Here is a 22,907-nt window from a genome sequence, read left to right on the forward strand (position 1 = left end):
GTGAAAACCTGGGGAGCGGTGACCGCGGCAGCCGATGACCTCTCGCCGGAAGCTTGCGCGGACGCAAGGGCGGGAATCGTTCAGCGGTGCAGGGGGTCGAGCGGTAGGTTTCGGTGGCCGTTAGGCCAGGCGCAGCCTGCAAAGGGTAGAGAACTGAATCATCGATGTAACCTCCTTTGCGGTGCGTAAGTGGGGGAAATGAAGGGCGAATCCTAGGCGTTTCATTCCCACCGCGCAAGCCCCGGAAAGGCTTCGCGATGGAAATGAGCGGCGCATCACTGCGCCGAAAGAGCCTGCACGGCGCCGGGCACCTCGCTGTTCCAGCGCTGGTAGAGCGCCCGCAGCTCGCCGGACGCCGCCATCTGCCGTACCCGCGCGTCGTAGACCTCGCGCAGGAGCCGGCCGCTGGCGCTGTCGGCGAAGGTCATGAAGGACTCCTTGCCGGGCGGCAGTTGCGCGATCGGGTAGGCGTCGGCCGGCAGATGCGCTTCGCTGCGCTGCTTTTCCAGTTCGTCCGGCTCGTCGAGGAAGAAATCCAGCTCGCCGTTCTGGACCTGCTCGGTGCAACGCTCGGGGCGGACGCACTCGACCAGGGTGAAGTCGCGCTGCTCCGCGGGGATCAGGTTGTAGCTGTGGCGCCAGCCGACGCGCTTGCCGGTGAGGCTGGCGCGGCCGGAAAAGGGCGTCTTCGCCGCATGCATCACGCCGTGGTACTCGATGTCGATCGGCAACTGGGCGTACAGCTTGCCCTCAACGCCGGGGATCTCGCCCGGCACGCCATCGACCATGGAGCCCGCGGTCATCAGCTTGTTGGCGCGGTTCCAGGGCATGTTGATGAATTTCACGTCGAGCCCGTAGGGCGCATAGACCTGCTTCAGCAGGTCCCAGTACAGACCGCTGCCGTCGGCGTTGGTATAGCCTTCCCAGGCCGGCGCGGCGAAGGTCGCCTTGCGGATGTGCGCCTGCTCCAGGCTATCGCCCAGCGCATCGGCCTGAACCACCGGCGCTCCCCCTACCCCGAGCGCCAACACCGCTGCCGAGAGGCAGCCACTGATCCCCGAAAATCGCATCCGCACCACTCCTCTGTATCCCTCTAGACCGGGGCTTTTTAAAAGGTGCAAAGGATACCCTTCCTGTCGGCTAATTCCATGGCCTGTGGCGCAAACGCATGCATCGAACGGAAGGCGAAAAAATCTTCGCCGTTTCCCGGCGCGCACGCTTGAATGAAGGGTAGGCGCCCTGCCGCTCGGGCTGCCGAGACGAACTCCCGCGGGGGGCGCCTGTCCAAATATGACGTTCGTGTTACAACTCGCCTGAACGCTGCCTTTCCATCGTGGCCGTTGGCGCCGTTGTCCGGGCTCCGCGGCGCAACGCACGCGGAACCTGGCGCGAGGTTGGCCATTCGTCGTAGTGCCAGGGGGGCCACGCCATGCTGAAACTGCTCGACCTGCTCTCTGCCGTCGCCCTGCTGGTGTGGGGCACGCATATCGTCCGCACCGGAATCCTCCGGGTCTACGGCGCCGACCTGCGGCGCATCCTCAGTCGCAGCGTGGAAAAACGCCCGCTGGCGTTCGCCGCCGGCATCGGCGTCACCGCCCTGGTGCAAAGCAGCAACGCCACCGCCCTGCTGGCCACCTCCTTCGTCGCCCAGGGCCTGATGGCACTGGCGCCGGCCCTGGCGATCATGCTCGGCGCCGATGTCGGCACCGCGCTGATGGCGCGGGTGCTGACCCTCGACCTGTCGTGGCTTTCGCCATTGCTGATCTTCTTCGGCGTGATTTTCTTCCTCAGCCGCAAACAGACCCGCCTCGGCCAGCTCGGCCGGGTATTCATCGGCCTCGGCCTGATCATCCTGGCGCTCCAGCTGATCGTCGCCGCCGCCGAGCCGATGACCCAAGCCAAGGGCGTCAAGGTACTGTTTTCCAGCCTGACCGGCGACATCATGCTCGACGCGCTGACCGGCGCGTTGTTCGCCATGATTTCCTATTCCAGCCTGGCCGCCGTGCTGCTTACCGCGACCCTCGCCGCGTCCAAGGTGATCTCGCTGAAAGTCGCGCTGTGCCTGGTGGTCGGCGCCAACCTCGGCAGCGGCATCCTGGCCATGCTCAGCGCCACCGCGCAAAACGCCGCCGGTCGCCGGGTGGCCCTCGGCAGCCTGTTGTTCAAGGTCGCCGGCTGCCTGTTGGTGCTGCCCCTGGTGGGGCCGCTGGCGGACTGGATGGATCACTGGCAGTTCAGCACAGCCGAACTGGTGATCGCCTTCCACGTGCTCTACAACGCCGCGCGCTGCCTCGCCTGCCTGCCGCTGACCAACGCCATGGCCAGCTTCTGCACCCGTGTGATGCCCGACCGTGCCCTTCCCGACGACGTCGCCCGGCCGCGCCATCTCGACCCCGCCGCCCTCGACACGCCGAGCCTGGCGCTGGCCAACGCGGTGCGCGAGACCCTGCGCATGGGCGACACCGTCGAGCAGATGCTGAACAATCTGATGCAGATCATCCGCGGCGGCGATCCGCTGCTCGGCAAGGACATCCGCAAGCTCGACGACGACGTCGACGCCCTCTACACCGCGATCAAGCTGTATCTGGCAAGGATGCCGCGCGAGGACCTGTCCGAACGCGACAGCCGGCGCTGGGCGGAGATCATCGAGCTGGCGATCAACCTGGAGCAGGCCGGCGACATCATCGAGCACATGCTCGCCGCCGTGCAGGACAAGAAGACCTCGCGCAGCCGCTCGTTCTCCGACACCGGCCTGGAAGAGATCGGCACCCTGTACCAGCAGTTGGTCTCCAACCTGCGCCTGGGTCTCTCGGTGTTCCTCAACGGCGACCTCGACAGCGCCAAGCGCCTGCGCCGGGCCAAGCAGCGCTTCCGTCTGCAGGAACGGCGCTACGCCCATGCCCATGTCGACCGCCTGCACCAGCAGGTGGTACAGAGCATCGAGACCAGCTCGCTGCACCTGGACCTGATCAGCGACATGAAGCGTCTCAACTCGCTGTTCTGCGCCATCGCCTACGCCGTGCTGGACAATCCAGACGCGCCGAGCAGCGCGGCCGACGAGGGCACTCGGCGGGACGAGGACGACTGGGCCGACGAAGTCGACGACATGACCTCGGCGCCGCTGGCCGAGCCAGCGCTCGCCGAGGAGCGAGCGGAAACGCGCCGTTCGCGACATTAGCCGTTCTGCGGGTAGGTTCGTCATGAAGCATCCGCTATTCTCGGTATTTTCAGTTCCAGGCTCGGCCCATGCGTTCGTTGTCCACCCTGCTGCTGTTCTGCCTGCTCTGCCCCTGGTCGTACGCCGACCAGCGCAGCGAGGTCGAAGCCTTCCAGCTGGAAAACGGCATGGGCGTGCTGCTCAAGCCCACCGAGCAGCACCGGCACGTCTCGATCCGGCTGGTGGTGGGGGTCGGTTTCGCCGACTTCTCGTGCCGTGAAAAGCAGCTGCCGCACCTGCTCGAGCACCTGTTCTTCAGCGGCCTGGACGGCGGCGACGAGGCCGACCTGGAAGCCCGCATGCAGGCCCTCGGCGGACAATGGAACGCCTACACCAGCGAAGGCGACACCACCTTCGTCATCGAGGCACCTGCCGCCACCCAGCGGCAGGTCCTAGACCTGCTGCTGGACACCATCACCCGCACCGAACTGGACGAGCCGCGCATCGCCGCCGCCAAGCGAGTGATCGAGCGCGAAGGCGGCGGCCATTACTCGCACCTGCAGCGCTGGCTCGACCGCGAGAACCTGGGCCGTGGCGCCATGGACCAACTGGCGGTGGAACTGGGCCTGGCCTGCTCCCAGCGCGCGCCGCTGGCGCCGCTTGGCGCGGAGCAGCTGGAGCGGCTGCGCAGCGACTGGTACGTACCGGGCAACATGACCCTGATCCTGGTCGGTGACCTCGATCCGCGCCTGCCGGCCTATCTGACCCGGACCTTCGGCACCCTGGAAGACCACGAGCTCCCCGAGCGCCGCGAGCTGCCGGCGGCCAACGGGCATGCCGAGGCCAGGCGCACCCTGATCACCCGGCCATTCGGCGAGGGTGCGACGCTGCACTGGATCTATCCGGAGCCGGACGACGCCGACCCGGACGCCATGGTCCTGCTCCAGGCCTATATGAACGACGCGCTGTACGCCGACCTGCGTGTGCGTCGCGGACTCACCTACGGGCCATCGACCGATCGCCAGGTGTTCGCCAACCAGGGCTTCTTCAGCCTCGACGCGGATGTCGAGCGCAGCGACCTACCCGCCACCGAGGCCGCCCTGCGCGAGTTGCTCGACGGCATCCGCCAGCATGGCCTGGACCCGGGGCGTTTCAAGCGGGTGCAATTCGCCGAGCGCGCCAGGCTGGCCTGGAGCACCCAGGGCAACGCGGCGCTGGCGGACTATTACTGGGGCTCGCTGGCCGACTACGAGGACGGCCATTTCCCCAATGAGGAGCGCCGCCTGGCGAAGGTCAGCCTGCAACAGGCGAACGCGCTGGCGAAGCGGCTGTTCGACGGCGAAGGCTACCTGCGCATCGAAAAGCCGCTATTCGACGACGACATGCTCTACCCATTGCTGCTCGCCGCCGGTCTCCTGGCCAGCGGCCTGCTCTGGTTCGGCCTGCGCCGCCGGCGCGCCTGACCGGGCTACAGGGCCAGGCGGTGGATGACCTGGGTCGAGTCGTCCGGGTCGCGCTGGCCGACGAAGCCCAGTGCGCAACAAAGGTCGCGCATCGCCCGGTTGGCCGCCGAGTCCACCGAATACATCTGGCGGAAGCCGTTGCGCCGCGCCACGTCGATCAGATGGCGCATCAGCACGGCGTCGAGGCCCAGACCCTGGTAGTCGTCGGCGATGGTTACCGCGCATTCGCACTGCCCTTCCTCGCAGCAGGCGGCGTAGCGGCTGATACCGACCTCGCGCAGCTCACCGTCCTCGTGCACCAGGGCAACGAAGGCCATACTCTGCTGGTAGTCGATGTCCATCAGTTGATCGAGCAGCGCCGGGCTGGCTTCCTTGATCTCGCCGAGGAAGCGGAAGTGGCGGGTCGCCGGGGACAGCCGGTTGATGAACTGGCGTTCGCGCTCCCGGTCCTCCTCGCGCAGGGGACGGATCAGCACGTGGCGGCCATCGTCGAGGGACTCGACCCAATGGTCGCCCTCTACCGCCGCGAACGCGGAAGACCGGCTGGCATTTTGTACATTGGACATGATGCGATCTCCAGGAAGGGAAGGAAGTCGGTACAACCACTTCCTTCCTGTCTACGCGGTTTGGCGCAGCTCCGGTTGATCGACATCAACGCCGCCGCCGCAGCCCCGGCGGGAGCCGACGCACGGCATGCGGCGAAACGCCTCAGGCGTTGGCCAGCTCGGCCTCGGCGATCTCCTTGCCGCGCCGGCGGAACAGCACCAGGGTGGCGAGCAGCCCCAGCAGCGCCGCGCCACTGAGCCAGATGCCCGGGGCCGCGCGGTTGTCCAGGGTGTGGATCAGCCAGGTGCAGACCGCCGGGGTGAAACCACCGAAGGTCGCCGTAGCCAGGCTGTAGGCGAGGGAGAAACCGGTAGTGCGCACGTCCGCCGGCATCACCTCGGTCAACGCCACCACCATCGCGCCGTTGTAGCTGCTGTAGAGGAACGACAGCCACAACTCGACGCCGAGCAGGCCGGCGAAACTCGGCTCGCGGACCAGCCAGGACAGCGCCGGGTAGGCGGTCAGCAGTGCCAGCGCGGAGGCACCCAGCAACAATGGCTTGCGCCCGATGCGGTCGGAGAACGCGCCCATCACCGGCAGCCAGATGAAGTTGGACAGGCCGATGCACATGGTCACCAGCAGGCTGTCGAGGTCCGACAGTTGCAGTTCGTTCTTGCCGAAGGTCGGCGTGTAGGCGGTGATCAGGTAGAACGATACGGTGGTCATCACCACCATCGCGGTACCGGCCAGCACTACGCCGAAGTTCTGCCCGATGGAGCGCAGCACCTGCGACAGCGACGGTCGGTGGGTGCGCGCCTCGAACTCCGGCGTTTCCTCCAGCGAGCGACGGATGACGAACAGCGCCGGAACGATCAGGCAGCCGATGAAGAACGGCACGCGCCAGCCCCATTCGCCCATGTCCTGCGGGCTCAGCCACTGGTTGAGGAGCACGCCGAGCAGGCCGGCGAAAACCACCGCGACCTGCTGGCTGGCCGACTGCCAACTGACGAAGAAGCCTTTGCGTCCTGGCGTGGCGATCTCCGACAGGTAGACCGAAACCCCTCCCAGCTCGACGCCGGCGGAAAAACCCTGCAGGAGCCGGCCGAACAGCACCAGCAACGGCGCCGCCACGCCCAGCGTGGCATAGCCGGGAACGAAGGCGATCAGCAGGGTGCCCATGGCCATCAGGCCGAGGGTGATGATCAGGCCCTGGCGGCGGCCGTGGCGATCGATGTAGGCGCCCAGGAACACCGCACCCAGCGGCCGCATCAGGAAGCCGGCGCCAAAGGTGGCGAGGGACAGCATCAGGGAGGCGAACGGGTTGTCGCCGGGGAAGAAGGTCTTGGCGATGGCGGTGGCGTAGAAGCCATACACCATGAAGTCGTACATCTCGAGGAAGTTGCCACTGACCACACGGAAAATGGCGACACCTTTGGATTTATTAGAGGCCATGGGACACACACTCAGGCAGACACGGGGAAGCGGTCCATGGCGGCGTCGATGGCCACGCAGGCGGGTACGTCATCCATCGACCGAGTTGTAACCATATGTGTAAAAACTCCTGTCGAACAATCTAAAATTGCCCGAAAGGTGCGAATTGAAGGGGTTTGAAAGGCTGTCGAAAGCTTCGCGACCATCGGTCGGGAAAGCGACGCCTTTTTCCCTGGTCGACCTCCAGAAAGGAGAGCGGAGCCTCTGTCGGGCGAAGGAAACATTCGCCACGCGGCAGCTGTCCTTCGTTCATACCCAGGAAACCCGGCCGGGGTTATGCTGCGCGCCCCGGCCGGCTGGCCGAGCAGCTCCGATCGAGAACCCGCTGGTCCCCATGCCCAACCAACAACGCCCCATCCTCAAGGCCCGCCTGGAGCAACTGATCGCCCTGGTCGGCGGCCTGATGGCCCGCTATCCGCGCACCATCGCCCTGTTCGGCTTCTGTTCGGGCGTGTTCAGTTTCATCATGGTCGACCGGCAGAAGGGCTTCGCCCAGGTGCTGGCGATCATCATGCTGGTCAGTTGGGTCTGGTTGATCCTCGAGAACCTCCTGCGGGAGACCTTCGCCCGCCGCTTCGGCTGGGAGATCCCGGCGCCGCTGCTGCGCTACGCGACCCAACTGATCCACCAGGAAAGCCTGTTCTTCGTCCTGCCGTTCTTTCTCATCACCACCACCTGGAACAGCGGCCAGGCGCTGTTCACAGGGACGCTGGCCGCCGCGGCACTGATCTCCATCACCGATCCGCTCTACTATCGCTGGCTGTCCAGGCGTCGCTGGGTGTTCCTCGCCTACCACACCCTGACCCTGTTCGCGGTGTTGCTGACCTCGCTGCCGATCCTGCTGCACCTGACCACCCCGGAAAGCTACCGGTTGTCGCTGGGCATCGCCGTCGTGCTGTCCTTCCCCAGCCTGCTCGTGACCTTCCCGCTACAGCACTGGTGGCGCGGCTTCCTGCTTCTCGGCCTGACCCTGGCGGTGGGCCTGGCCGGATGGTTCGGCCGCACCTGGGTACCGCCGGCCACCCTGTGGCTGACCGAAGTGGCGGTGAGCAGCCAGTTCGACGACCAGAGCCGCACGCCCGGCGACAGCCTGGAGCAGGTCGGCGCCGCCCAGTTGCGCAGCCAGGGCCTGTTCGCCTATACCGCGATCAACGCGCCGCGCGGCCTCGACGAGCGCATCTATCACGTGTGGATGTTCAACGGGAAGGAGTTCGACCGCATCGCCCTGGATATCCACGGCGGCCGCAAGGAGGGCTACCGGGCCTGGACCCACAAGCAGAACTTCCCCGGCGACCCGGTCGGCCACTGGCAGGTGAAGGTACTCACCGAGGCCGGACAGATGATCGGCACCCTGCGCTTCGACGTCACCCAGTGACGTCGAAGCCTGGCGACCTCAGGCGAAGAACCAGTAGCACACGGCGATGGAGGCGATGACCCCGGCCAGGTCCGCGGTCAGCGCGCAGCCCACCGCGTGGCGCGCGCGCTGCAGGCCGACCGAGCCGAAATAGACGGCGAGCACGTAGAAGGTGGTCTCGGTACTGCCCTGCACGGTGGCGGCGACCAGCGCCGGGAAACTGTCGACGCCGTGGGTCTGCATGGTCTCCAGCAGCATCGCCCGCGCCGCGCTGCCGGAGAACGGCTTGACCAGCGCGGTGGGCAGCGCCTCGACGAAGCGGCTGTCCCAACCCAGCCCCTCGACCGCCCAGCGTATCCCGCCGAGTACCACTTCCAGCGCCCCGGAAGCGCGCAACACGCCAACCGCGCAAAGCATTGCGACCAGGTACGGCAACAGGTTCCTGGCGACGTCGAAACCTTCCTTCGCCCCCTCCACGAAGCTCTCGTAGACCGGCACCTTCTTCAGCGCGCCGACGATCAGGAACAGCACGATCAGGCTGAACAGCGTCAGGTTGCCCAGCAGCGAGGACAGCTGCGCCAGCGCGGTGGCCGAGAGCGTGCCGAGCACCGCCATGAAGCCGGCCAGCAGCAACGCGCCGGGGATCAGGTAGGCCAGCACCACCGGGTCCCACAAGCGCAGGCGCTGCATCAGCGCCACCGACAGCAGGCCGGCCAGGGTCGAGGCGCTGGTGGCCAGGAGGATCGGCAGGAATACCAGGGTCGGATCGGCCGCGCCCTGCTGCGCGCGGTACATGAAGATAGTCACCGGCAGCAGGGTCAGGGACGAGGCGTTGAGCACCAGGAAGAGGATCTGCGCATTGCTCGCGGTGGTGCTGCTGGGATTGAGCTCCTGCAACGCCTTCATCGCCTTCAGGCCGATCGGCGTGGCGGCGTTGTCCAGACCCAGGCCATTGGCGGCGAAGTTCAGGGTGATCAGGCCGATCGCCGGATGCCCCGGCGGCACTTCCGGCATCAGCCGGCGGAACAACGGACCGAGCAGCACCGCCAGGCGCTCCACCAGCCCGGCCTTCTCGGCGATGCGCAGGAAACCGAGCCAGAGCGTCAGGGTGCCGAACAGCAGGACCATCACCTCGACCGCCAGCTTGGCCATGGCGAACAGGCTCTCCACCATCGCCGCGAACACCGTCGCATCGCCGCCGATCAACCAGCGCGCCAGCGCACTCGCCGCCGCCACCAGGAAAAAACCCAACCACAAGCCGTTCAGCATTCAGAATCCCCCGCGTTGCGCGGATGATAGCGGCGCAGGCGGTGCCGGCGCCAGAAACGCCGAGGCCCCGGACGATGCCGGGGCCTCCTGGGCGGGAAGCCGCCTTATTCGAGGGTGGCCTGCTTGCCCTTGGCTTCGCCGACCGCCTGCCGCAGGTGCGGCAGCGAATCCCAGTAGCGCTGGCCCTTGGCCGCGTCGTACATGCCTTCCCACTTGGAGATGACCAGCACCGCGAGGGCATTGCCGATCACGTTGAGGGCGGTGCGCGCCATGTCCATGATGCGGTCCACGCCGGCGATGAAGGCCAGGCCCTCGAGCGGGATGCCGACGCTGCCCAGGGTGGCGAGCAGCACCACGAAGGATACGCCCGGCACGCCGGCGATACCCTTGGAGGTCACCATCAGGGTCAGCACCAGCATGATCTGCTGGCCGATGGACAGGTCGATGCCGTAAAGCTGCGCGATGAAGATCGCCGCGATGCTCTGGTACAGGGTCGAGCCATCGAGGTTGAAGGAGTAGCCGGTGGGCACCACGAAGCTGCTGATCGCCTTCGGCGCGCCGTAGGCTTCCATTTTCTCGATGATGCGCGGCAGCACGGTTTCCGAGCTGGCGGTGGAATAGGCGAGGACCAGGTCGTCCTTGAAGATGCGGATCAGGCGCATGATCGAGAAGCCGAACATCCGCGCGATCAGGCCCAGCACCACCAGGGCGAAGAAGACGATGGCCACGTAGACCAGGATCACCAGCTTGGCCAGCGGCAGCAGCGAGGCGAAGCCGAAGTTGGCGACGGTCACCGCGATCAGGGCGAAGACACCGATAGGGGCGTACTTCATGATCATGTGGGTGACCTTGAACATGGTCTCGGAAACGCCCTGGAACACCTTCACCAGCGGCTCGCGCAGGTCGTTGGGCAGGCTCGACAGGCCGAGGCCGAACATCACCGAGAAGAAGATGATCGGCAGCATCTCGCCACGGGCGATGGCGGCGAAGACGTTGGAGGGAATCAGGTTGAGGATGGTCGCGATGAACGCATGGTCATGCTGCACTTCCTGGGTGGTCTTCTGGTACTGGGAAATGTCCACGGTACCCAGGGTGCTCATGTCGATGCCGGTGCCGGGCTGGAACAGGTTGGCCAGCAGCAGGCCGACGACGATGGCGACGGTGGTGACGATCTCGAAGTAGATGATGGTCTTCAGGCCGATGCGGCCAAGCTTCTTCGCGTCGCCGACGCCGGCGATGCCGACCACCAGCGAGGAAATCACGATCGGCACCACGATCATCTTGATCAGACGGATGAAGATGTCGCCGGCCGGTTGCAGCACGTTGGCGATCCACCAGGCCTTTTCGGCGCTGAAATGGTTGAGCACTGCGCCGACGGCGATACCGAGTGCCAGACCGATCACGATCTGCCAGGCGAGGCTTAGCTTGGCTTTACCCATGTTTCGTCACCCTTAATTCTTGTGGAAGTCGGGAGTCGCTCCAACGGGAGAGTCGCTCCCGACAGGCGAAAGGGCGCAATGATTCATGCGCTCCCCTACCCCGTCTAATGCCGTAAGTGACTGCCCCATGCCGAATCGGCATGAGAAATCACTAATGAAACGTCCGTCCCACAGGAGATTGCCCTTGATTTTCGTACAAGAACAGGGAGCGGAAGGCACTCCGTGCAAGGCCCGGGAGCCTCGTGCCCATCCTGGGAAGTTGAAAGTCGCTCATCATCGCTGCGATGGATGGTCGCAGGACACGCAAGGCCGTCCGGCACGCCATCGCCGGCTGTGGATAAGCGGCATTCTGTGGATAACCGCGCGGTAAAGCCCTTCTGGGAGGGCGCCTCGGAACGCGCGGGCGGTCGATTGTAAAACGACTCCGCCATCCACAGGCATTGATCGATATCAGGGAAGTTCGCGGAGTATCGCTGCGGAAGCCGACGCTCCGCCGGACGGCGGAGCATCGTACCCCTTCTATATATAGAAGCGCGCCGGAAGGCAGCGAGACATCGGTGGCTCCCCTCCGGCGCGTTTTCGCCTGGCCCGACCCCGAAGGAGGTACTCCCTGTACCCCTGGAACCCGCCGGATCGACCTCACCCAGCGCATCCCGGTCCCCTGGCCATGCCCCGCTGCGGGCGGGGCGGTGTCACGCAAGCCCGTTCCGCCTCAGTACCAGTTCGGATCGGCCTTGAGTTGTTCGTCGAGGATCTTCTGTACCGCCGGTTCCGGCTTGCCCAGCCAGCGGAAGCTGGCGTGCTTGCTCGGCGACTTGTCCTGCGGCAGCCCTTCAGGCACCTGCACGTAGAGCCCGTAGGCATGACTCTTGTCCCAATCGAAGGCGACCAGCAGGCGCTGGCCCTTGCAATCGGACTTCTCGCAGAGACCGCCAACCAGATACTTGTCGCCCTGGTCGTCGACGGCATGCATCGGCGTAGCGGTTCCCGAGAGATTCATCACCCAGTCGGGCAAGCGGCTCTCGTCTTCCACCAGGTTCTGCCAGGCCTTGCGGTATCCGGCATCGGTGCTCTGCAGTTCGTTCAAGCGGTATTCGCCGTCCCTGTCGGCCGCCACCGCCAGCGAACTGGCGGCGGCACCGAGCAGCAGTGCGTTCATCAGGTTACGCATGAGTCGCATCGCTTTCTCCTTGGCATCCGGCTAGCCGCGACGGCGTCCGAAGAAGAACGAGACCACGAAGAGCACCAGGAACAGCACGAAGAGGATCTTCGCGATTCCGGTGGCGGCACCTGCGATGCCACCAAACCCGAGGACGGCAGCGATGATGGCGATGATCAGAAAGGTGATAGCCCAACTAAGCATGATGTTTTCTCCTGTGTGCCTTCGGAACTGTCGGTACCGCCTCGGGGCCAGGCCCATCGGGGTAGCGAACCGGCCTGTGTCCATTTTTTTCTTCAGGGAGACCGTGACTACCTCATTGCACGCCGCATGCCAGCCTTTCTGAAAAATAAAAACACTTTTAATTCAATAAGTTATAAAACAACCCAGGTAGTCTGCGCAGTTCATCCTGCACGACGCGACAAATTATTCCGGGCGTTTTGCACGATCGGCGCGGTACGCTGTCACATGCAACAGGGAAGCGACCCGGCACCTGCTACCCGGAGCCATCCGTGGAGCCGCCACGGCTTCCCGAAAACCCAAGAACAGACATCGGCGGGTTGCACGCCGCCCTGGCCGCCCGGATGGGCGGCGGGGCGCTCTGCAACTTGCATGGGCTTTCCGGGGACTAACCCAGAAGCCGAATGGCAGTGAATTCCCTAGAGGATAAAAAGCAACGATGGAAACCACTTCCGAAAAACAGGGGCGCATCCTGCTGGTCGATGACGAGTCGGCGATCCTGCGCACTTTCCGTTATTGCCTCGAAGACGAAGGCTACAGCGTGGCCACCGCCAGCAGCGCGCCGCAGGCGGAGGCCCTGTTGCAGCGCCAGGTATTCGACCTGTGCTTCCTCGACCTGCGCCTGGGCGAAGACAACGGGCTCGACGTTCTCGCCCAGATGCGCGTCCAGGCGCCATGGATGCGCGTGGTGATCGTCACCGCGCATTCGGCGGTGGATACCGCGGTCGATGCCATGCAGGCCGGCGCGGTGGATTACCTGGTCAAGCCCTGCAGCCCGGACCAACTGCGCCTGGCCGCCGCCAAGCAACTGGAGGTGCGCCAACTGACCGCGCGCCTGGAGGCCCTGGAGGACGAAGTGCGCCGCCAGGGCGACGGCCTGGAATCGCACAGCCCGGCCATGGCCGCGGTACTGGAGACCGCGCGCCAGGTAGCGGCGACCGACGCCAACATCCTCATCCTCGGCGAATCCGGCTCCGGCAAGGGCGAACTGGCACGCGCCATCCACACCTGGAGCAAACGCGCGAAGAAGCCCCAGGTCACCATCAACTGCCCGTCGCTGACCGCCGAACTGATGGAAAGCGAACTGTTCGGGCACAGTCGCGGCGCCTTCACCGGTGCCACCGAAAGCACCCTGGGCAGGGTCAGCCAGGCTGACGGCGGCACCCTGTTCCTCGACGAGATCGGCGACTTCCCGCTGACCTTGCAACCCAAGCTGCTGCGCTTCATCCAGGACAAGGAATACGAACGCGTCGGCGATCCGGTGACCCGCCGCGCCGACGTACGCATCCTTGCCGCGACCAACCGCGACCTGGGCGCGATGGTCGCCCAGGGCCAGTTCCGCGAGGACCTGCTCTACCGCCTCAACGTGATCGTGCTCAACCTGCCTCCCCTGCGCGAACGCGCCGAGGATATCCTCGGCCTGGCCGAACGTTTCCTCGCCCGCTTCGTCAAGGACTACGGCCGCCCCGCCCGCGGCTTCAGCGAAGCCGCCCGCGAGGCCATGCGGCAATACCCCTGGCCGGGCAACGTACGCGAGCTACGCAACGTGATCGAACGCGCCAGCATCATCTGCAACCAGGAACTGGTGGATGTCGACCACCTCGGTTTCAGCGCTGCGCAATCTGCCAGCAGCGCGCCGCGGATCGGCGAATCGCTGAGCCTGGAAGACCTGGAGAAAGCCCATATCACGGCGGTGATGGCCTCCAGCGCGACCCTCGACCAGGCCGCCAAGACCCTCGGTATCGATGCCTCGACCCTGTACCGGAAGCGCAAGCAGTACGGCCTATGAGCATGCCGCTGCCGATGAAGCTCCGGACCCGGTTGTTCCTCAGCATTTCCGCGCTGATCACCGTCTCGCTGTTCGGCCTGCTGCTCGGGCTGTTCAGCGTGATGCAGCTCGGCCGCGCCCAGGAACAACGGATGTCGCACCACTACGCGACCATCGAGGTGAGCCAGCAACTGCGCCAGTTGCTCGGCGACCAGTTGGTCATACTGCTCCGCGAAACCCCCGACGGGCAGGCCCTGGAGCGCTCGCAAAACGACTTCCGACGAGTCCTGGAACAGGGCCGGGCGAATACCGTCGACAGCGCCGAGCAGGCCGCCCTGGATGGCGTCCGCGACGCCTACCTGCAACTGCAGGCGCACACCCCGGCCCTGCTCGAGGCGCCCATGGCCGACAACGACGGCTTCAGCGAAGCCTTCAATGGCCTGCGCCTGCGCCTGCAGGACCTGCAGCAACTGGCGCTGGCCGGCATCAGCGACGCCGAGACCAGCGCCCGCCATCGTGCCTACCTGGTCGCCGGCCTGCTTGGCCTGGTGGGCGTCGCCATCCTGCTGATCGGTTTCGTCACCGCCCACAGCATCGCCCGGCGCTTCGGCGCGCCGATCGAAACCCTGGCGCGGGCGGCGGACAGGATCGGCGAAGGCGATTTCGACGTGACCCTGCCGATGACCAACGTCGCCGAGGTCGGCCAGTTGACCCGGCGTTTCGGCCTGATGGCCGAGGCCCTGCGGCAGTATCGCAAGACCAGCGTCGAAGAGGTGCTTTCCGGCGAGCGGCGCCTGCAGGCGGTACTCGACAGCATCGACGACGGCCTGGTGATCTTCGACAACCAGGGACGCATCGAACACGCCAACCCGGTCGCGATCCGCCAGCTGTTCGTCTCCAACGACCCCCATGGCAAGCGGATCGACGAAATACTCAGCGATGTCGATGTCCAGGAGGCGGTGGAAAAGGCCCTGCTCGGCGAAGTCCAGGACGAGGCGATGCCCGACCTGGTGGTGGACGTCGCCGGCGAGTCGCGCCTGCTGGCCTGGTCGCTGTATCCGGTCACCCATCCCGGCGGGCATAGCGTCGGCGCGGTGCTGGTGGTCCGCGACGTGACCGAGCAGCGCGCCTTCGAACGGGTCCGCAGCGAATTCGTCCTGCGCGCCTCCCACGAACTGCGCACGCCGGTGACCGGCATGCAGATGGCCTTCAGCCTGCTCCGCGAACGCCTGGACTTCCCCGCTGAGTCGCGGGAAGCGGACCTGATCCAGACGGTGGACGAAGAGATGTCGCGGCTGGTCCTGCTGATCAACGACCTGTTGAACTTCTCGCGCTACCAGACCGGCATGCAGAAGCTCGAACTGGCTTCCTGCGACCTCGTCGACCTGCTCACCCAGGCGCAGCAGCGTTTCATTCCCAAGGGCGAGGCCCGCCGGGTCTCGCTGCAACTGGAGCTGGGCGATGAGCTGCCGCGCCTGCAGCTCGATCGCCTGCAGATCGAGCGGGTGATCGACAACCTGCTGGAAAACGCCCTGCGCCATAGCAGCGAAGGCGGGCAGATCCACCTGCAGGCCCGGCGCCAGGGCGACCGGGTGCTGATCGCGGTGGAAGACAATGGCGAAGGCATTCCCTTCAGCCAGCAAGGACGGATCTTCGAGCCTTTCGTCCAGGTCGGACGCAAGAAGGGCGGCGCCGGCCTCGGCCTGGCGCTGTGCAAGGAAATCATCCAACTGCATGGCGGGCGCATCGCGGTGCGCTCGCAACCGGGCCAGGGCGCGCGCTTCTACATGCTGCTGCCAGTGTGACCGGGGCCGCTCCCGGCAGGCTTTTCCACAGGCCTCAGGAAGTCGGCACCGCCAGCAGCAGGGCGGCGGTTTCCAGGTCCGGCTCGCCATCGAAGCGGGCCGGACGGTATTTCATCTGGAAAGCGCCGATGACGTCGCGGGTGTCCTTCTCCAGCTCGCCGGTCTGCGGCACCAGGTAACCGTGCCGCGCCAACTGCTGCTGGAACCAGCGCACATCCGGCAGCTGGCCGTTCAGTTCGGCGAGCCGGCGCGCCAATTCGCCGGGCTTCGGCCAGGGCACCAGGCCGGCGTCGGCGAGGCGCTTCCAGGGGAACAGCGGACCCGGATCGACCTTGCGGCCCGGCGCGATATCGCTGTGTCCGATGATCCGGTCCGGGGTGATGCCGTGGCGCTTGGCGATGTCCTTCAGCAGGGGGATCAGCGCCTGGATCTGCGCTTCGCTGAACGGATACCAGACCCGCCCCTGGGGTGTATCGCGATAGCCCTGGTTGACGATCTCGATGCCGATCGAGGTGGCGTTCAGCCAGGTCCGGCCCTGCCATTCACTGACCCCGGCGTGCCAGGCGCGGCGGTTCTCATCCACCAGGCGGTAGACGGTGGCCGGCTCGTCGTCGCCGATCAGGTAGTGCGCGCTGACGCCGCCGTGGGTGAGGATGCCCAGCGAATGCGGCAGATCGGTGGAGGTGTAGTGGAGGACGATGAACTGGACGCGGCTGTCCTGGTTCGCCGAGGTGTAGTCGGTGTTCAGGCGCGGGCCGCTGGAGCAGCCGGCCAGCAGCGACAGGGTGAAAGCCAGTAGAACGAACGAACGCATGATGACTCCGAAAGATAGGCAGCGTGGTCAGGCGGCGATGTGCAACACGCTGCGCAGGTTGTCCAACAGCATATCGACGCTGAGCATGATCAGCAGCATGCCGGCCAGCCGCTCGATGGCGGTCAGCCCGCGCGGGCCGAGGAAACGCTGGAGGAACGCCGCCTGCAGCAGGATCAGCGCAGTAGCGGCCCAGGCCAGCACCACCGCCAGGTAAAGCTCCCACAGCGGACCGTCGAAGGTGGTGCGCAGGGTGATCAGCATCGCCAGCGCCGAGGGCCCGGCCACCGCCGGGGTGGCCAGGGGTACCAGCAGCGGCTCGCCGTCGGGCACTTCGCCGAGCAGCCCTTGGGGCGACGGGAAGATCAGGCGCATGGCGATCACGAACAGGATGATGCCACCCGCGATCCCGGTCGCCTCGCGGGACAGGCCGAGGCCGCTGAGGATGTGCTCGCCGAGGGTGAGGAAGAGCAGCAGCAGGCCCAGGGCGAAGGCCAGCTCGCGAAACGCCACGCGCAGGCGGCGCCCAAGTGCGACGCCTTTCAGCGCGGCGAGGAACACGGCGATGTTGCCGAAGGGGTCGGTGACCAGAAAGATCAGGACGGCGACGCCGAACATATCCATGGGAGTTTCCAGAGCGGGACAGCCGGTCATTCTACCGGGCGGGACCATTCTAGCGAGCCGCGGCAACACCTGCAGGCGAGCCCGTCCCGAGTCGTCGGAATGTGCGCTGGTCGCCCTTCAGGCCACTTCCAGGCGGTCCCGGCCGGCGCGCTTGGCTCGATACAGCGCCTGGTCGGCACGCTCGAAAACCGCTTCGCCGGCCTCGTTGCCTTCGAACGCGGTGATGCCGGCGGAACAGGTGATGCTCAGGGGCTCGCCCTTGAAATGGAACGGACAGGCGGCGATCGCCGCGCGCAGCCGTTCGAGCAGTTGCCGGCCGGCTTCCAGGGACGTGGCCGGGAGCAGGACGACGAACTCCTCGCCGCCGAAACGGGCGATGAAATCGGCCTGGCGCAACCGTTTGCGCAATTCGCCGGCAATGATCTTCAGCACCTTGTCCCCGGCCAGGTGGCCGAAGTCGTCGTTGATCCGCTTGAAGTGGTCGATGTCCAGCACCGCCAGCAGCAGATCGCCGCCGTCCCGGTGCCGGCGCGCCACTTCCTGTTCCAGGCGCTCGCTGAGCGCCGCGCGGTTGGGCAGGCCGGTCAGCGGATCGGTCAGGGCTTTCTGTCGCTGGTCCTCCAGGTGGCTGTGGAACGCCTTGGCATCCTGCTCCATGCTGTTGACCCGCTCCATCAGCGCCTGCAGGCGGCCGGACACCTCCTGTTCGTGCTCGGCCTGTTCGCGCTGGTGTTCGTCCATGGAGGCAAGCAGGCCGTTCAGCCGGCTGTCCACCGCCAGCTTGAGGCTGTTCAGGTCGGTCGCCTGCTGCACGCTGGCCTGCAGGCCACTGACCTGCTCACGCAGCGATTGGTCGAAGCCGCGCGCGTTGTCCAGCACGTCGGTATAGCCGGCGTGGGCGTCGCCCAGGTGGCCGAGGAAGCTTTCCAGGCGCTCGTTGAGTTGCCGCAGGTATTCCTCGAAGTCGCGCTGGCCACTGTCCGCCAGGGACAGCACCAGCACCGCCAGGTCGTCGAGTACCGGCACCAGCTCATACCAGTTCAGGCTGCCATCGATCCGCTCCCGCAGCGCCTCGGCCTGGGGCTGGTGGCTGCTCGGCAGGGACAGGCCGTCGAGCAGCCGCAGCAGGCTGGCCTCGATGTGCGGCGCCACCGCGCTGTAGCCGGGCTCCGGTATCGGCGGCGGCAGTTCGTAGGCCTCGTCTACCGCCTGCCCGTCGAGGTTATCCACAGGAGTGGCCGGAGCTTCGGGCGCGCTTTCAACGTCCGCCGGCATTGCGGGCGACGGCTCCGCACCCGCTTCTTCCAGCGTCTCGCTAAAGCTCAGGCCGGCCGGTAGCGGCAGGCTGTCGAGCCAGATTTCCCGGGGCTCATCCAGCAGGATCTGGTTCGGCTCGCCACGCTCGGCGACCCCGACCCAACCCGCTGGCGCGCTTTCGATGGCGGCGACCGTGCGGGCGGGCAACGGCTGCGGCGGACCGCCTGGCGCCTCGTCGTGCTCGGCGACCGGCAGGGACGGCGCGGCCGCCGCCGGTTGGATCGGTGTATTGCTTGCCGCCACAACGGACGGCACCGATGCGCTCGGCTCCGCGGTGGTTTCCGACTCCTTGCCGCCGAACAGGCGTTGCAACAGGCTCGGGCGACCGTCTTCGGCATCGCCGCCCTTGCGCTCGGCCAGCGCCTGGCGTTGCAGCCTGCTCAGCTCGCTGAGCAGGATCGGAATCTCGCGCGACTGCCGGGCGCGCTCCTCGATATCGCGGGCGAACTGCTTCAGCGGCTTGCGCAGTTCCCGCGGCAGGTCCAGGGCCAGCAACTGCTGGGCCAGTTCGCCGAGAGCATCGATGTTCTGCTGGGTGCGTTGCTGGCGGCGCTGTTCGGAGTCGAGCACGGCCTTTTCCAGGCGCGGAATCAGGCCCGACAGGCCGGCGTCCATGTCGTCGCGACGGAGGATCTCGCGCAGCTCCTTCATGCACTGGTCGACCGCCTTGTCGCTGCCTTCGGCCGCCAGACTGCTACGCACCAGGCCGCGACGCAGCAGGTCGATCCGGGCATCCCAGCGCCGTTGCAGGCGCTCCTGCTGCTCGATGTTCTCCAGGTACTTGTCTTTCCAGCGCTGGACGTCGTCGCGACTCATGGCGGACTCCCGGCATCCCCGCGCACGACCAAGGCCTTGTCGCGCAGGTTGTCCGGCAGGCGAATCTCCACCGATACCGGCAGATGGTCGGAGATCGGCTGGTCGAGCACGTCGACCCGCTCGAGAGCGAGATCGGAACTGAGCAGGATGTGATCGAGATTGCGCTGCGGCCGCCAACTGGGAAACGTCGCCTCGACCTGCGGCGCCATCAGGCCGAGGTCGCGCAGGGGCGAGTTTTCCAGAAGATCGACGGCGTGGGTGTTCATGTCGCCCATCAGCACCTGGTGGCGGTAGTCGCCGATCAGCTCGCGGATATAGGCGAGCTGGCGGGTGCGGGTGCGAGCGCCGAGAGCGAGATGCATCATCACTACCACCAGCGCGTCGGCGCCTTCGCCAAAGCGCACGAAGATCGCGCCGCGTCCCGGCGGACCGGGCAACGGATGATCTTCCAGCAGGGTCGGCCGCCAGCGGCTGAGCAGGCCGTTGCTGTGCTGGGCGATACGCCCGAGGTTGCGGTTGAGCTGCTGGTACCAGTAGGGGAACGCCCCCAACTGGGCCAAGTGCTCGACCTGATTGACGTAGCCGGAACGCAGGCTGCCGCCGTCGGCTTCCTGGAGGGCGACGAGGTCGTAGTCGGCGAGCAGTTCGCCGATCCGCTTCAGGTTGGTCGCCCGCCCCGCGTGGGGCAGCAGGTGCTGCCAACCGCGGGTCAGGTAGTGGCGGTAGCGCTCGGTGCTGATACCGACCTGGATGTTGAAGCTGAGAAGGCGCAGGCGGCCGTCGTCGGGCAGCTCCCGCGAATCGTCACAGGAGGGGTTCACTCGCGGGTCGCAGCTGCCTGCGACCCGAGGTTCACGCTGCCAGCGGCGCAACATGCCGAATCACCTTGCCTACTTCTTGGCCGCTGCGCGCTCTTTCTCGATCAGGTAGTCGGCCAGCTTGAGGGTTTCCTCCGGACCACCGGCGGAGCCGATGTCGAAGCGGTATTTGCCATTGACCACCATGGTCGGTACGCCGGTGACCTGGTAGGCCATCGCCAGCTTCTTGGCCTTTTCCATCTGGCCCTTGATGGCAAAGGAATTATAGGTGCTCAGGAATTTTTCCTTGTCCACGCCCTTGCCGGCGAGGAAATCGGCCATTTCTTCCGGAGTGGCGAGCTTCTTGTGCTCCTTGTGGATCGCCTCGAACACGGCGTTGTGTACGTCATGCTCGACGCCCATGCTTTCCAGGGTCAGGAACATCTGCCCATGGACGTTCCAGATACCGCCGAACAGGGCAGGCAGGCGCACGAAATGGACATCTGCCGGCAGCTTCTCGCTCCACGGCACGATGGTCGGCTCGAACGCGTAGCAATGCGGGCAGCCATACCAGAACAGTTCCACCACTTCGATCTTGCCCGGCTGGGACACCGGCACCGGGCTGCTCAGCTCGACGTATTCCTTGCCGGCGGTATAGTCGTCGGCCTGGGCGGCCATGCCGAACAGGCTGGCCATGGCCAGCATGGCGGTGAGAATCAGGTTACGCATCGTTCACTCCTAGGCGAGGTCAGTGCCGCTCTCCGGCCGGGTTCGGCCCGGTCAGTTCGACCGGGGGGAGCGGTCACGGGTTCCAGCATTGTAGCGATGGCGGACGCAAAAAAGGGCAGCCGAGGCCACCCTTTTTCATACATCTTTTTTGCCGTGCTACGCAGCGATCAGTGCAGACCCTGGATGTAGCTGGAAATCGCGGCGATGTCCTTGTTCGACAGCTTGGCGGCGATGGACTGCATGATCTTGGTGTCGCCGTCGTTGGTGCGGGTACCTTCGCGGAAGTCGGTCAGCTGCTTGGCCACGTAGGTCGCGTGCTGGCCGCCCAGGTGCGGGAAACCGGCGGTTGCGATGCCGACGCCGCTCGGGGAATGGCAACCGGTGCAGGCCGGCATGCCTTCGGCGATCTTGCCGCCGCGGAACAGCGCTTCGCCCTGGGCCACCAGGTTCGGATCGGCCATGCCGACGCTCATCTTCTGGCTGGCGAAGTAGGCGGCGATGTCGGCCAGGTCCTGGTCGCTGAGGTTGGTCAGCAGCCCGGTCATTTCCAGCACGGTACGCTTGCCGTCCTTGATGTCATGCATCTGCTTGAGCAGGTAACGCTCGCCCTGGCCGGCCAGTTTCGGGAAGTTCGGCGCCGGGCTGTTGCCATCCGCACCGTGACAGGCGCCGCACACCGCGGCTTTCGCCTGGCCCGCGGCGGCATCGCCAGCGGCATGGGCAAGGCCGGTCAGACCCAGGGTCAACAGCAGACTCACGAGAAGTTTGTTCATCAGCTAATCCAATTACGGCTAAGGGTGAAAGATAGTGGGCTTCGGCTACTTCTTCACCATCCACTGGATGGTTGCCTGGTAGTCTTCGGCACTGCAGTCGGTGCACAGGCCGCGGGGCGGCATGGCGTTGAATCCGTTGGTCACATGCTGGACCAGGGTCGGCATGCCCTTGGCCAGCCGCGGCTCCCAGGCGGCATGGTCGCCCTTTTTCGGCGCCATCGGCAGCTGGCCGTCGTGACACGCGCCACAGGTCCGGTTGAACACTGCTTCCGGGTCCTGCGCCGCCTGCGCCGTAACGGCCACCGCAACGACTGTCGCTGCGAGCAGCAGTTTCTTCATGATCGTCCTCATCAGGGGGAACGCCCGCGTTCTACCGCGCGGAAAATGCTCTGTCCGTTCCCGCGCGCGCTCGACCCTGGGGGATAAAGCGCACACAAAATCCGCGGCATTATATACTTCCGATACCGAAACGGAAACGAAACAGCCCCCCGCGACACCGAGTCGCACCCCTGTGGATAACCCATGTCAGAGAAGAACCCCATCGTCGGCCTGTGCCAGAAGGCCAGCTTTCTCATCAGTGCCGCCCAGGTCGACCAGTGCCCCCCCGACGAAGGCTTGGAAGTCGCTTTCGCCGGGCGCTCCAATGCCGGCAAGTCGAGCGCGCTGAACACCCTCACCCACGCCAACCTGGCGCGCACCTCGAAAACCCCGGGACGTACCCAACTGCTCAATTTCTTCGCCCTGGACGACTCGCGGCGCCTGGTGGACCTGCCCGGCTACGGCTACGCGAAGGTGCCGATCCCCCTGAAGCAGCACTGGCAGCGCCACCTGGAAGCCTACCTGAGCAGCCGCGCAAGCCTGGCCGGGGTGTTCCTGATGATGGACATCCGCCACCCGCTCACCGACTTCGACCGACTGATGCTGGATTGGGCCCAGGCCAGCCAGCTACCGATCCATGTACTGATGACCAAGGCCGATAAGCTGGCCTTCGGCGCGGCCAAGAACGCCCTGCTCAAGGTACGCCGGGAAGTCCAGCAAGGCTGGGGCGACGTCGCCACCCTGCAACTGTTCTCCGCGCCCAAGCGCCAGGGCGTCGACGAGGCGCAAATGGTCCTGGCGCAATGGCTGGGCCTGCTGGACGAGGAACAAGAGGCGTTCGAGGAAGCCTGAATTCCAGGCAAAAAAAACCCCGAGCTTCGTATGGGGAGGGGGAAGTTCGGGGTTCAAGTCCGGACCGCTAGGGCGGGGTCCAGGAATCTGCCAACACTAAACACTGCAAAGGAGCATCGAAGGGCTCAAGAAGCCATTCGTGTGTTCTGACTGTCGGCAAAACGGGAAAGTTCAGCGCA

Annotated in this window: 20 protein-coding genes; 6 read left to right on the forward strand and 14 right to left on the reverse strand. The window is 65.8% G+C overall.

All coding sequences use genetic code 11. The annotated features are described in order from the left end of the window. Positions 1–275 precede the first annotated feature (275 nt). A complete protein-coding gene (locus AT700_RS28490) occupies positions 276–1,076 on the reverse strand; it encodes a substrate-binding periplasmic protein (protein WP_003121370.1) in 801 nt (266 codons plus the stop codon). 353 nt (positions 1,077–1,429) lie between these two features. On the opposite strand from AT700_RS28490, the gene AT700_RS28495 reads away from it, so the two are divergent. Further along, positions 1,430–3,178 carry a Na/Pi cotransporter family protein gene (locus AT700_RS28495; protein WP_003096931.1) on the forward strand — a complete coding sequence of 583 codons (1,749 nt, stop codon included), beginning with the start codon at positions 1,430–1,432 and terminating at the stop codon, positions 3,176–3,178. Positions 3,179–3,246: 68 nt separating this feature from the next. Beyond that, a complete protein-coding gene (locus AT700_RS28500) occupies positions 3,247–4,620 on the forward strand; it encodes a M16 family metallopeptidase (protein ID WP_015649868.1) in 1,374 nt (457 codons plus the stop codon). Between the two features lie 5 nt (positions 4,621–4,625). Here the strand turns inward: AT700_RS28500 and AT700_RS28505 are convergent, their stop codons facing one another. Next, positions 4,626–5,186, reverse strand: a complete 561-nt coding sequence (locus AT700_RS28505; RefSeq protein WP_003096934.1) for a GNAT family N-acetyltransferase — start codon at positions 5,184–5,186, stop codon at positions 4,626–4,628. Between the two features lie 142 nt (positions 5,187–5,328). Continuing rightward, positions 5,329–6,618, reverse strand: coding sequence for an MFS transporter (locus AT700_RS28510; RefSeq protein ID WP_003096941.1), 1,290 nt, complete (start codon positions 6,616–6,618; stop codon positions 5,329–5,331). A gap of 373 nt (positions 6,619–6,991) precedes the next feature. Here AT700_RS28510 and AT700_RS28515 point away from each other — a divergent pair, with 373 nt between their 5' ends. Next, a complete protein-coding gene (locus AT700_RS28515) occupies positions 6,992–8,032 on the forward strand; it encodes a DUF5924 family protein (protein WP_003146826.1) in 1,041 nt (346 codons plus the stop codon). An 18-nt stretch (positions 8,033–8,050) separates the two neighbouring features. Here AT700_RS28515 and AT700_RS28520 read toward each other — a convergent pair whose 3' ends face one another. From AT700_RS28520 to AT700_RS28540, 4 genes are all read right to left on the reverse strand, one after another. After that, a complete protein-coding gene (locus AT700_RS28520) occupies positions 8,051–9,280 on the reverse strand; it encodes a nucleoside recognition domain-containing protein (protein ID WP_003102844.1) in 1,230 nt (409 codons plus the stop codon). Positions 9,281–9,384: 104 nt separating this feature from the next. Then, the gene (gltP, locus tag AT700_RS28525; RefSeq protein ID WP_003096956.1) at positions 9,385–10,719 is read right to left on the reverse strand and encodes a glutamate/aspartate:proton symporter GltP; all 1,335 of its coding nucleotides are present in this window, start codon (positions 10,717–10,719) and stop codon (positions 9,385–9,387) included. A 712-nt stretch (positions 10,720–11,431) separates the two neighbouring features. Next, positions 11,432–11,899, reverse strand: coding sequence for an inhibitor of vertebrate lysozyme family protein (locus AT700_RS28535; RefSeq protein WP_003114119.1), 468 nt, complete (start codon positions 11,897–11,899; stop codon positions 11,432–11,434). A gap of 21 nt (positions 11,900–11,920) precedes the next feature. Continuing rightward, positions 11,921–12,082, reverse strand: coding sequence for a DUF1328 domain-containing protein (locus AT700_RS28540; RefSeq protein ID WP_003096961.1), 162 nt, complete (start codon positions 12,080–12,082; stop codon positions 11,921–11,923). A gap of 475 nt (positions 12,083–12,557) precedes the next feature. On the opposite strand from AT700_RS28540, the gene algB reads away from it, so the two are divergent. Together algB and AT700_RS28550 are read left to right on the forward strand one after the other, a co-directional pair. Continuing rightward, entirely contained in the window at positions 12,558–13,907 is a 1,350-nt protein-coding gene (algB, locus tag AT700_RS28545) for a sigma-54-dependent response regulator transcription factor AlgB (protein WP_003102840.1), read from the forward strand. After that, positions 13,904–15,691, forward strand: coding sequence for a KinB sensor domain-containing domain (locus AT700_RS28550; RefSeq protein WP_025271461.1), 1,788 nt, complete (start codon positions 13,904–13,906; stop codon positions 15,689–15,691). The genes algB and AT700_RS28550 overlap by 4 nt, the downstream gene beginning before the upstream one ends. A gap of 34 nt (positions 15,692–15,725) precedes the next feature. Here AT700_RS28550 and ampDh2 read toward each other — a convergent pair whose 3' ends face one another. The 7 genes from ampDh2 to AT700_RS28585 form a co-directional block, all read right to left on the reverse strand. Then, a complete protein-coding gene (gene ampDh2, locus AT700_RS28555; protein ID WP_003096970.1) occupies positions 15,726–16,505 on the reverse strand; it encodes an N-acetylmuramoyl-L-alanine amidase AmpDh2 in 780 nt (259 codons plus the stop codon). Positions 16,506–16,532: 27 nt separating this feature from the next. Further along, positions 16,533–17,126 carry a MarC family protein gene (locus AT700_RS28560; RefSeq protein ID WP_048521748.1) on the reverse strand — a complete coding sequence of 198 codons (594 nt, stop codon included), beginning with the start codon at positions 17,124–17,126 and terminating at the stop codon, positions 16,533–16,535. 117 nt (positions 17,127–17,243) lie between these two features. Then, a complete protein-coding gene (gene dgcP, locus AT700_RS28565; RefSeq protein WP_003114121.1) occupies positions 17,244–19,259 on the reverse strand; it encodes a diguanylate cyclase DgcP in 2,016 nt (671 codons plus the stop codon). Next, positions 19,256–20,134 carry an endonuclease/exonuclease/phosphatase family protein gene (locus AT700_RS28570; RefSeq protein WP_003096975.1) on the reverse strand — a complete coding sequence of 293 codons (879 nt, stop codon included), beginning with the start codon at positions 20,132–20,134 and terminating at the stop codon, positions 19,256–19,258. The genes dgcP and AT700_RS28570 overlap by 4 nt, the downstream gene beginning before the upstream one ends. Positions 20,135–20,149: 15 nt before the next feature. Then, positions 20,150–20,785: a thiol:disulfide interchange protein DsbA gene (gene dsbA / locus AT700_RS28575; RefSeq protein WP_003096976.1), complete on the reverse strand. Its 636-nt coding sequence runs from the start codon at positions 20,783–20,785 to the stop codon at positions 20,150–20,152. 167 nt (positions 20,786–20,952) lie between these two features. Continuing rightward, on the reverse strand, positions 20,953–21,558 hold the full coding sequence (locus AT700_RS28580; protein WP_003102831.1) for a c-type cytochrome: 606 nt from the start codon (positions 21,556–21,558) through the stop codon (positions 20,953–20,955). Positions 21,559–21,603: 45 nt separating this feature from the next. Next, positions 21,604–21,897, reverse strand: a complete 294-nt coding sequence (locus tag AT700_RS28585; protein WP_003096979.1) for a c-type cytochrome — start codon at positions 21,895–21,897, stop codon at positions 21,604–21,606. 183 nt (positions 21,898–22,080) lie between these two features. On the opposite strand from AT700_RS28585, the gene yihA reads away from it, so the two are divergent. Beyond that, positions 22,081–22,728: a ribosome biogenesis GTP-binding protein YihA/YsxC gene (gene yihA / locus AT700_RS28590; protein ID WP_003096980.1), complete on the forward strand. Its 648-nt coding sequence runs from the start codon at positions 22,081–22,083 to the stop codon at positions 22,726–22,728. The last annotated feature ends 179 nt before the right edge of the window (positions 22,729–22,907 follow it).

This window comes from Pseudomonas aeruginosa (genome assembly GCF_001457615.1).
Lineage (GTDB): Bacteria > Pseudomonadota > Gammaproteobacteria > Pseudomonadales > Pseudomonadaceae > Pseudomonas > Pseudomonas aeruginosa.

Coding starts and splice junctions, on each gene's coding strand:
- AT700_RS28515 (WP_003146826.1), top strand. CDS start 6,992: ATGCCCAACCAACAACGCCCCATCCTCAAGGCCCGCCTGGAGCAACTG.
- AT700_RS28540 (WP_003096961.1), bottom strand. CDS start 12,082: ATGCTTAGTTGGGCTATCACCTTTCTGATCATCGCCATCATCGCTGCC.
- AT700_RS28535 (WP_003114119.1), bottom strand. CDS start 11,899: ATGCGACTCATGCGTAACCTGATGAACGCACTGCTGCTCGGTGCCGCC.
- AT700_RS28510 (WP_003096941.1), bottom strand. CDS start 6,618: ATGGCCTCTAATAAATCCAAAGGTGTCGCCATTTTCCGTGTGGTCAGT.
- algB (WP_003102840.1), top strand. CDS start 12,558: ATGGAAACCACTTCCGAAAAACAGGGGCGCATCCTGCTGGTCGATGAC.
- AT700_RS28550 (WP_025271461.1), top strand. CDS start 13,904: ATGAGCATGCCGCTGCCGATGAAGCTCCGGACCCGGTTGTTCCTCAGC.
- AT700_RS28585 (WP_003096979.1), bottom strand. CDS start 21,897: ATGAAGAAACTGCTGCTCGCAGCGACAGTCGTTGCGGTGGCCGTTACG.
- dsbA (WP_003096976.1), bottom strand. CDS start 20,785: ATGCGTAACCTGATTCTCACCGCCATGCTGGCCATGGCCAGCCTGTTC.
- ampDh2 (WP_003096970.1), bottom strand. CDS start 16,505: ATGCGTTCGTTCGTTCTACTGGCTTTCACCCTGTCGCTGCTGGCCGGC.
- AT700_RS28500 (WP_015649868.1), top strand. CDS start 3,247: ATGCGTTCGTTGTCCACCCTGCTGCTGTTCTGCCTGCTCTGCCCCTGG.
- AT700_RS28570 (WP_003096975.1), bottom strand. CDS start 20,134: ATGTTGCGCCGCTGGCAGCGTGAACCTCGGGTCGCAGGCAGCTGCGAC.
- AT700_RS28495 (WP_003096931.1), top strand. CDS start 1,430: ATGCTGAAACTGCTCGACCTGCTCTCTGCCGTCGCCCTGCTGGTGTGG.
- gltP (WP_003096956.1), bottom strand. CDS start 10,719: ATGGGTAAAGCCAAGCTAAGCCTCGCCTGGCAGATCGTGATCGGTCTG.
- yihA (WP_003096980.1), top strand. CDS start 22,081: ATGTCAGAGAAGAACCCCATCGTCGGCCTGTGCCAGAAGGCCAGCTTT.
- AT700_RS28520 (WP_003102844.1), bottom strand. CDS start 9,280: ATGCTGAACGGCTTGTGGTTGGGTTTTTTCCTGGTGGCGGCGGCGAGT.
- AT700_RS28580 (WP_003102831.1), bottom strand. CDS start 21,558: ATGAACAAACTTCTCGTGAGTCTGCTGTTGACCCTGGGTCTGACCGGC.
- AT700_RS28505 (WP_003096934.1), bottom strand. CDS start 5,186: ATGTCCAATGTACAAAATGCCAGCCGGTCTTCCGCGTTCGCGGCGGTA.
- AT700_RS28560 (WP_048521748.1), bottom strand. CDS start 17,126: ATGGATATGTTCGGCGTCGCCGTCCTGATCTTTCTGGTCACCGACCCC.
- dgcP (WP_003114121.1), bottom strand. CDS start 19,259: ATGAGTCGCGACGACGTCCAGCGCTGGAAAGACAAGTACCTGGAGAAC.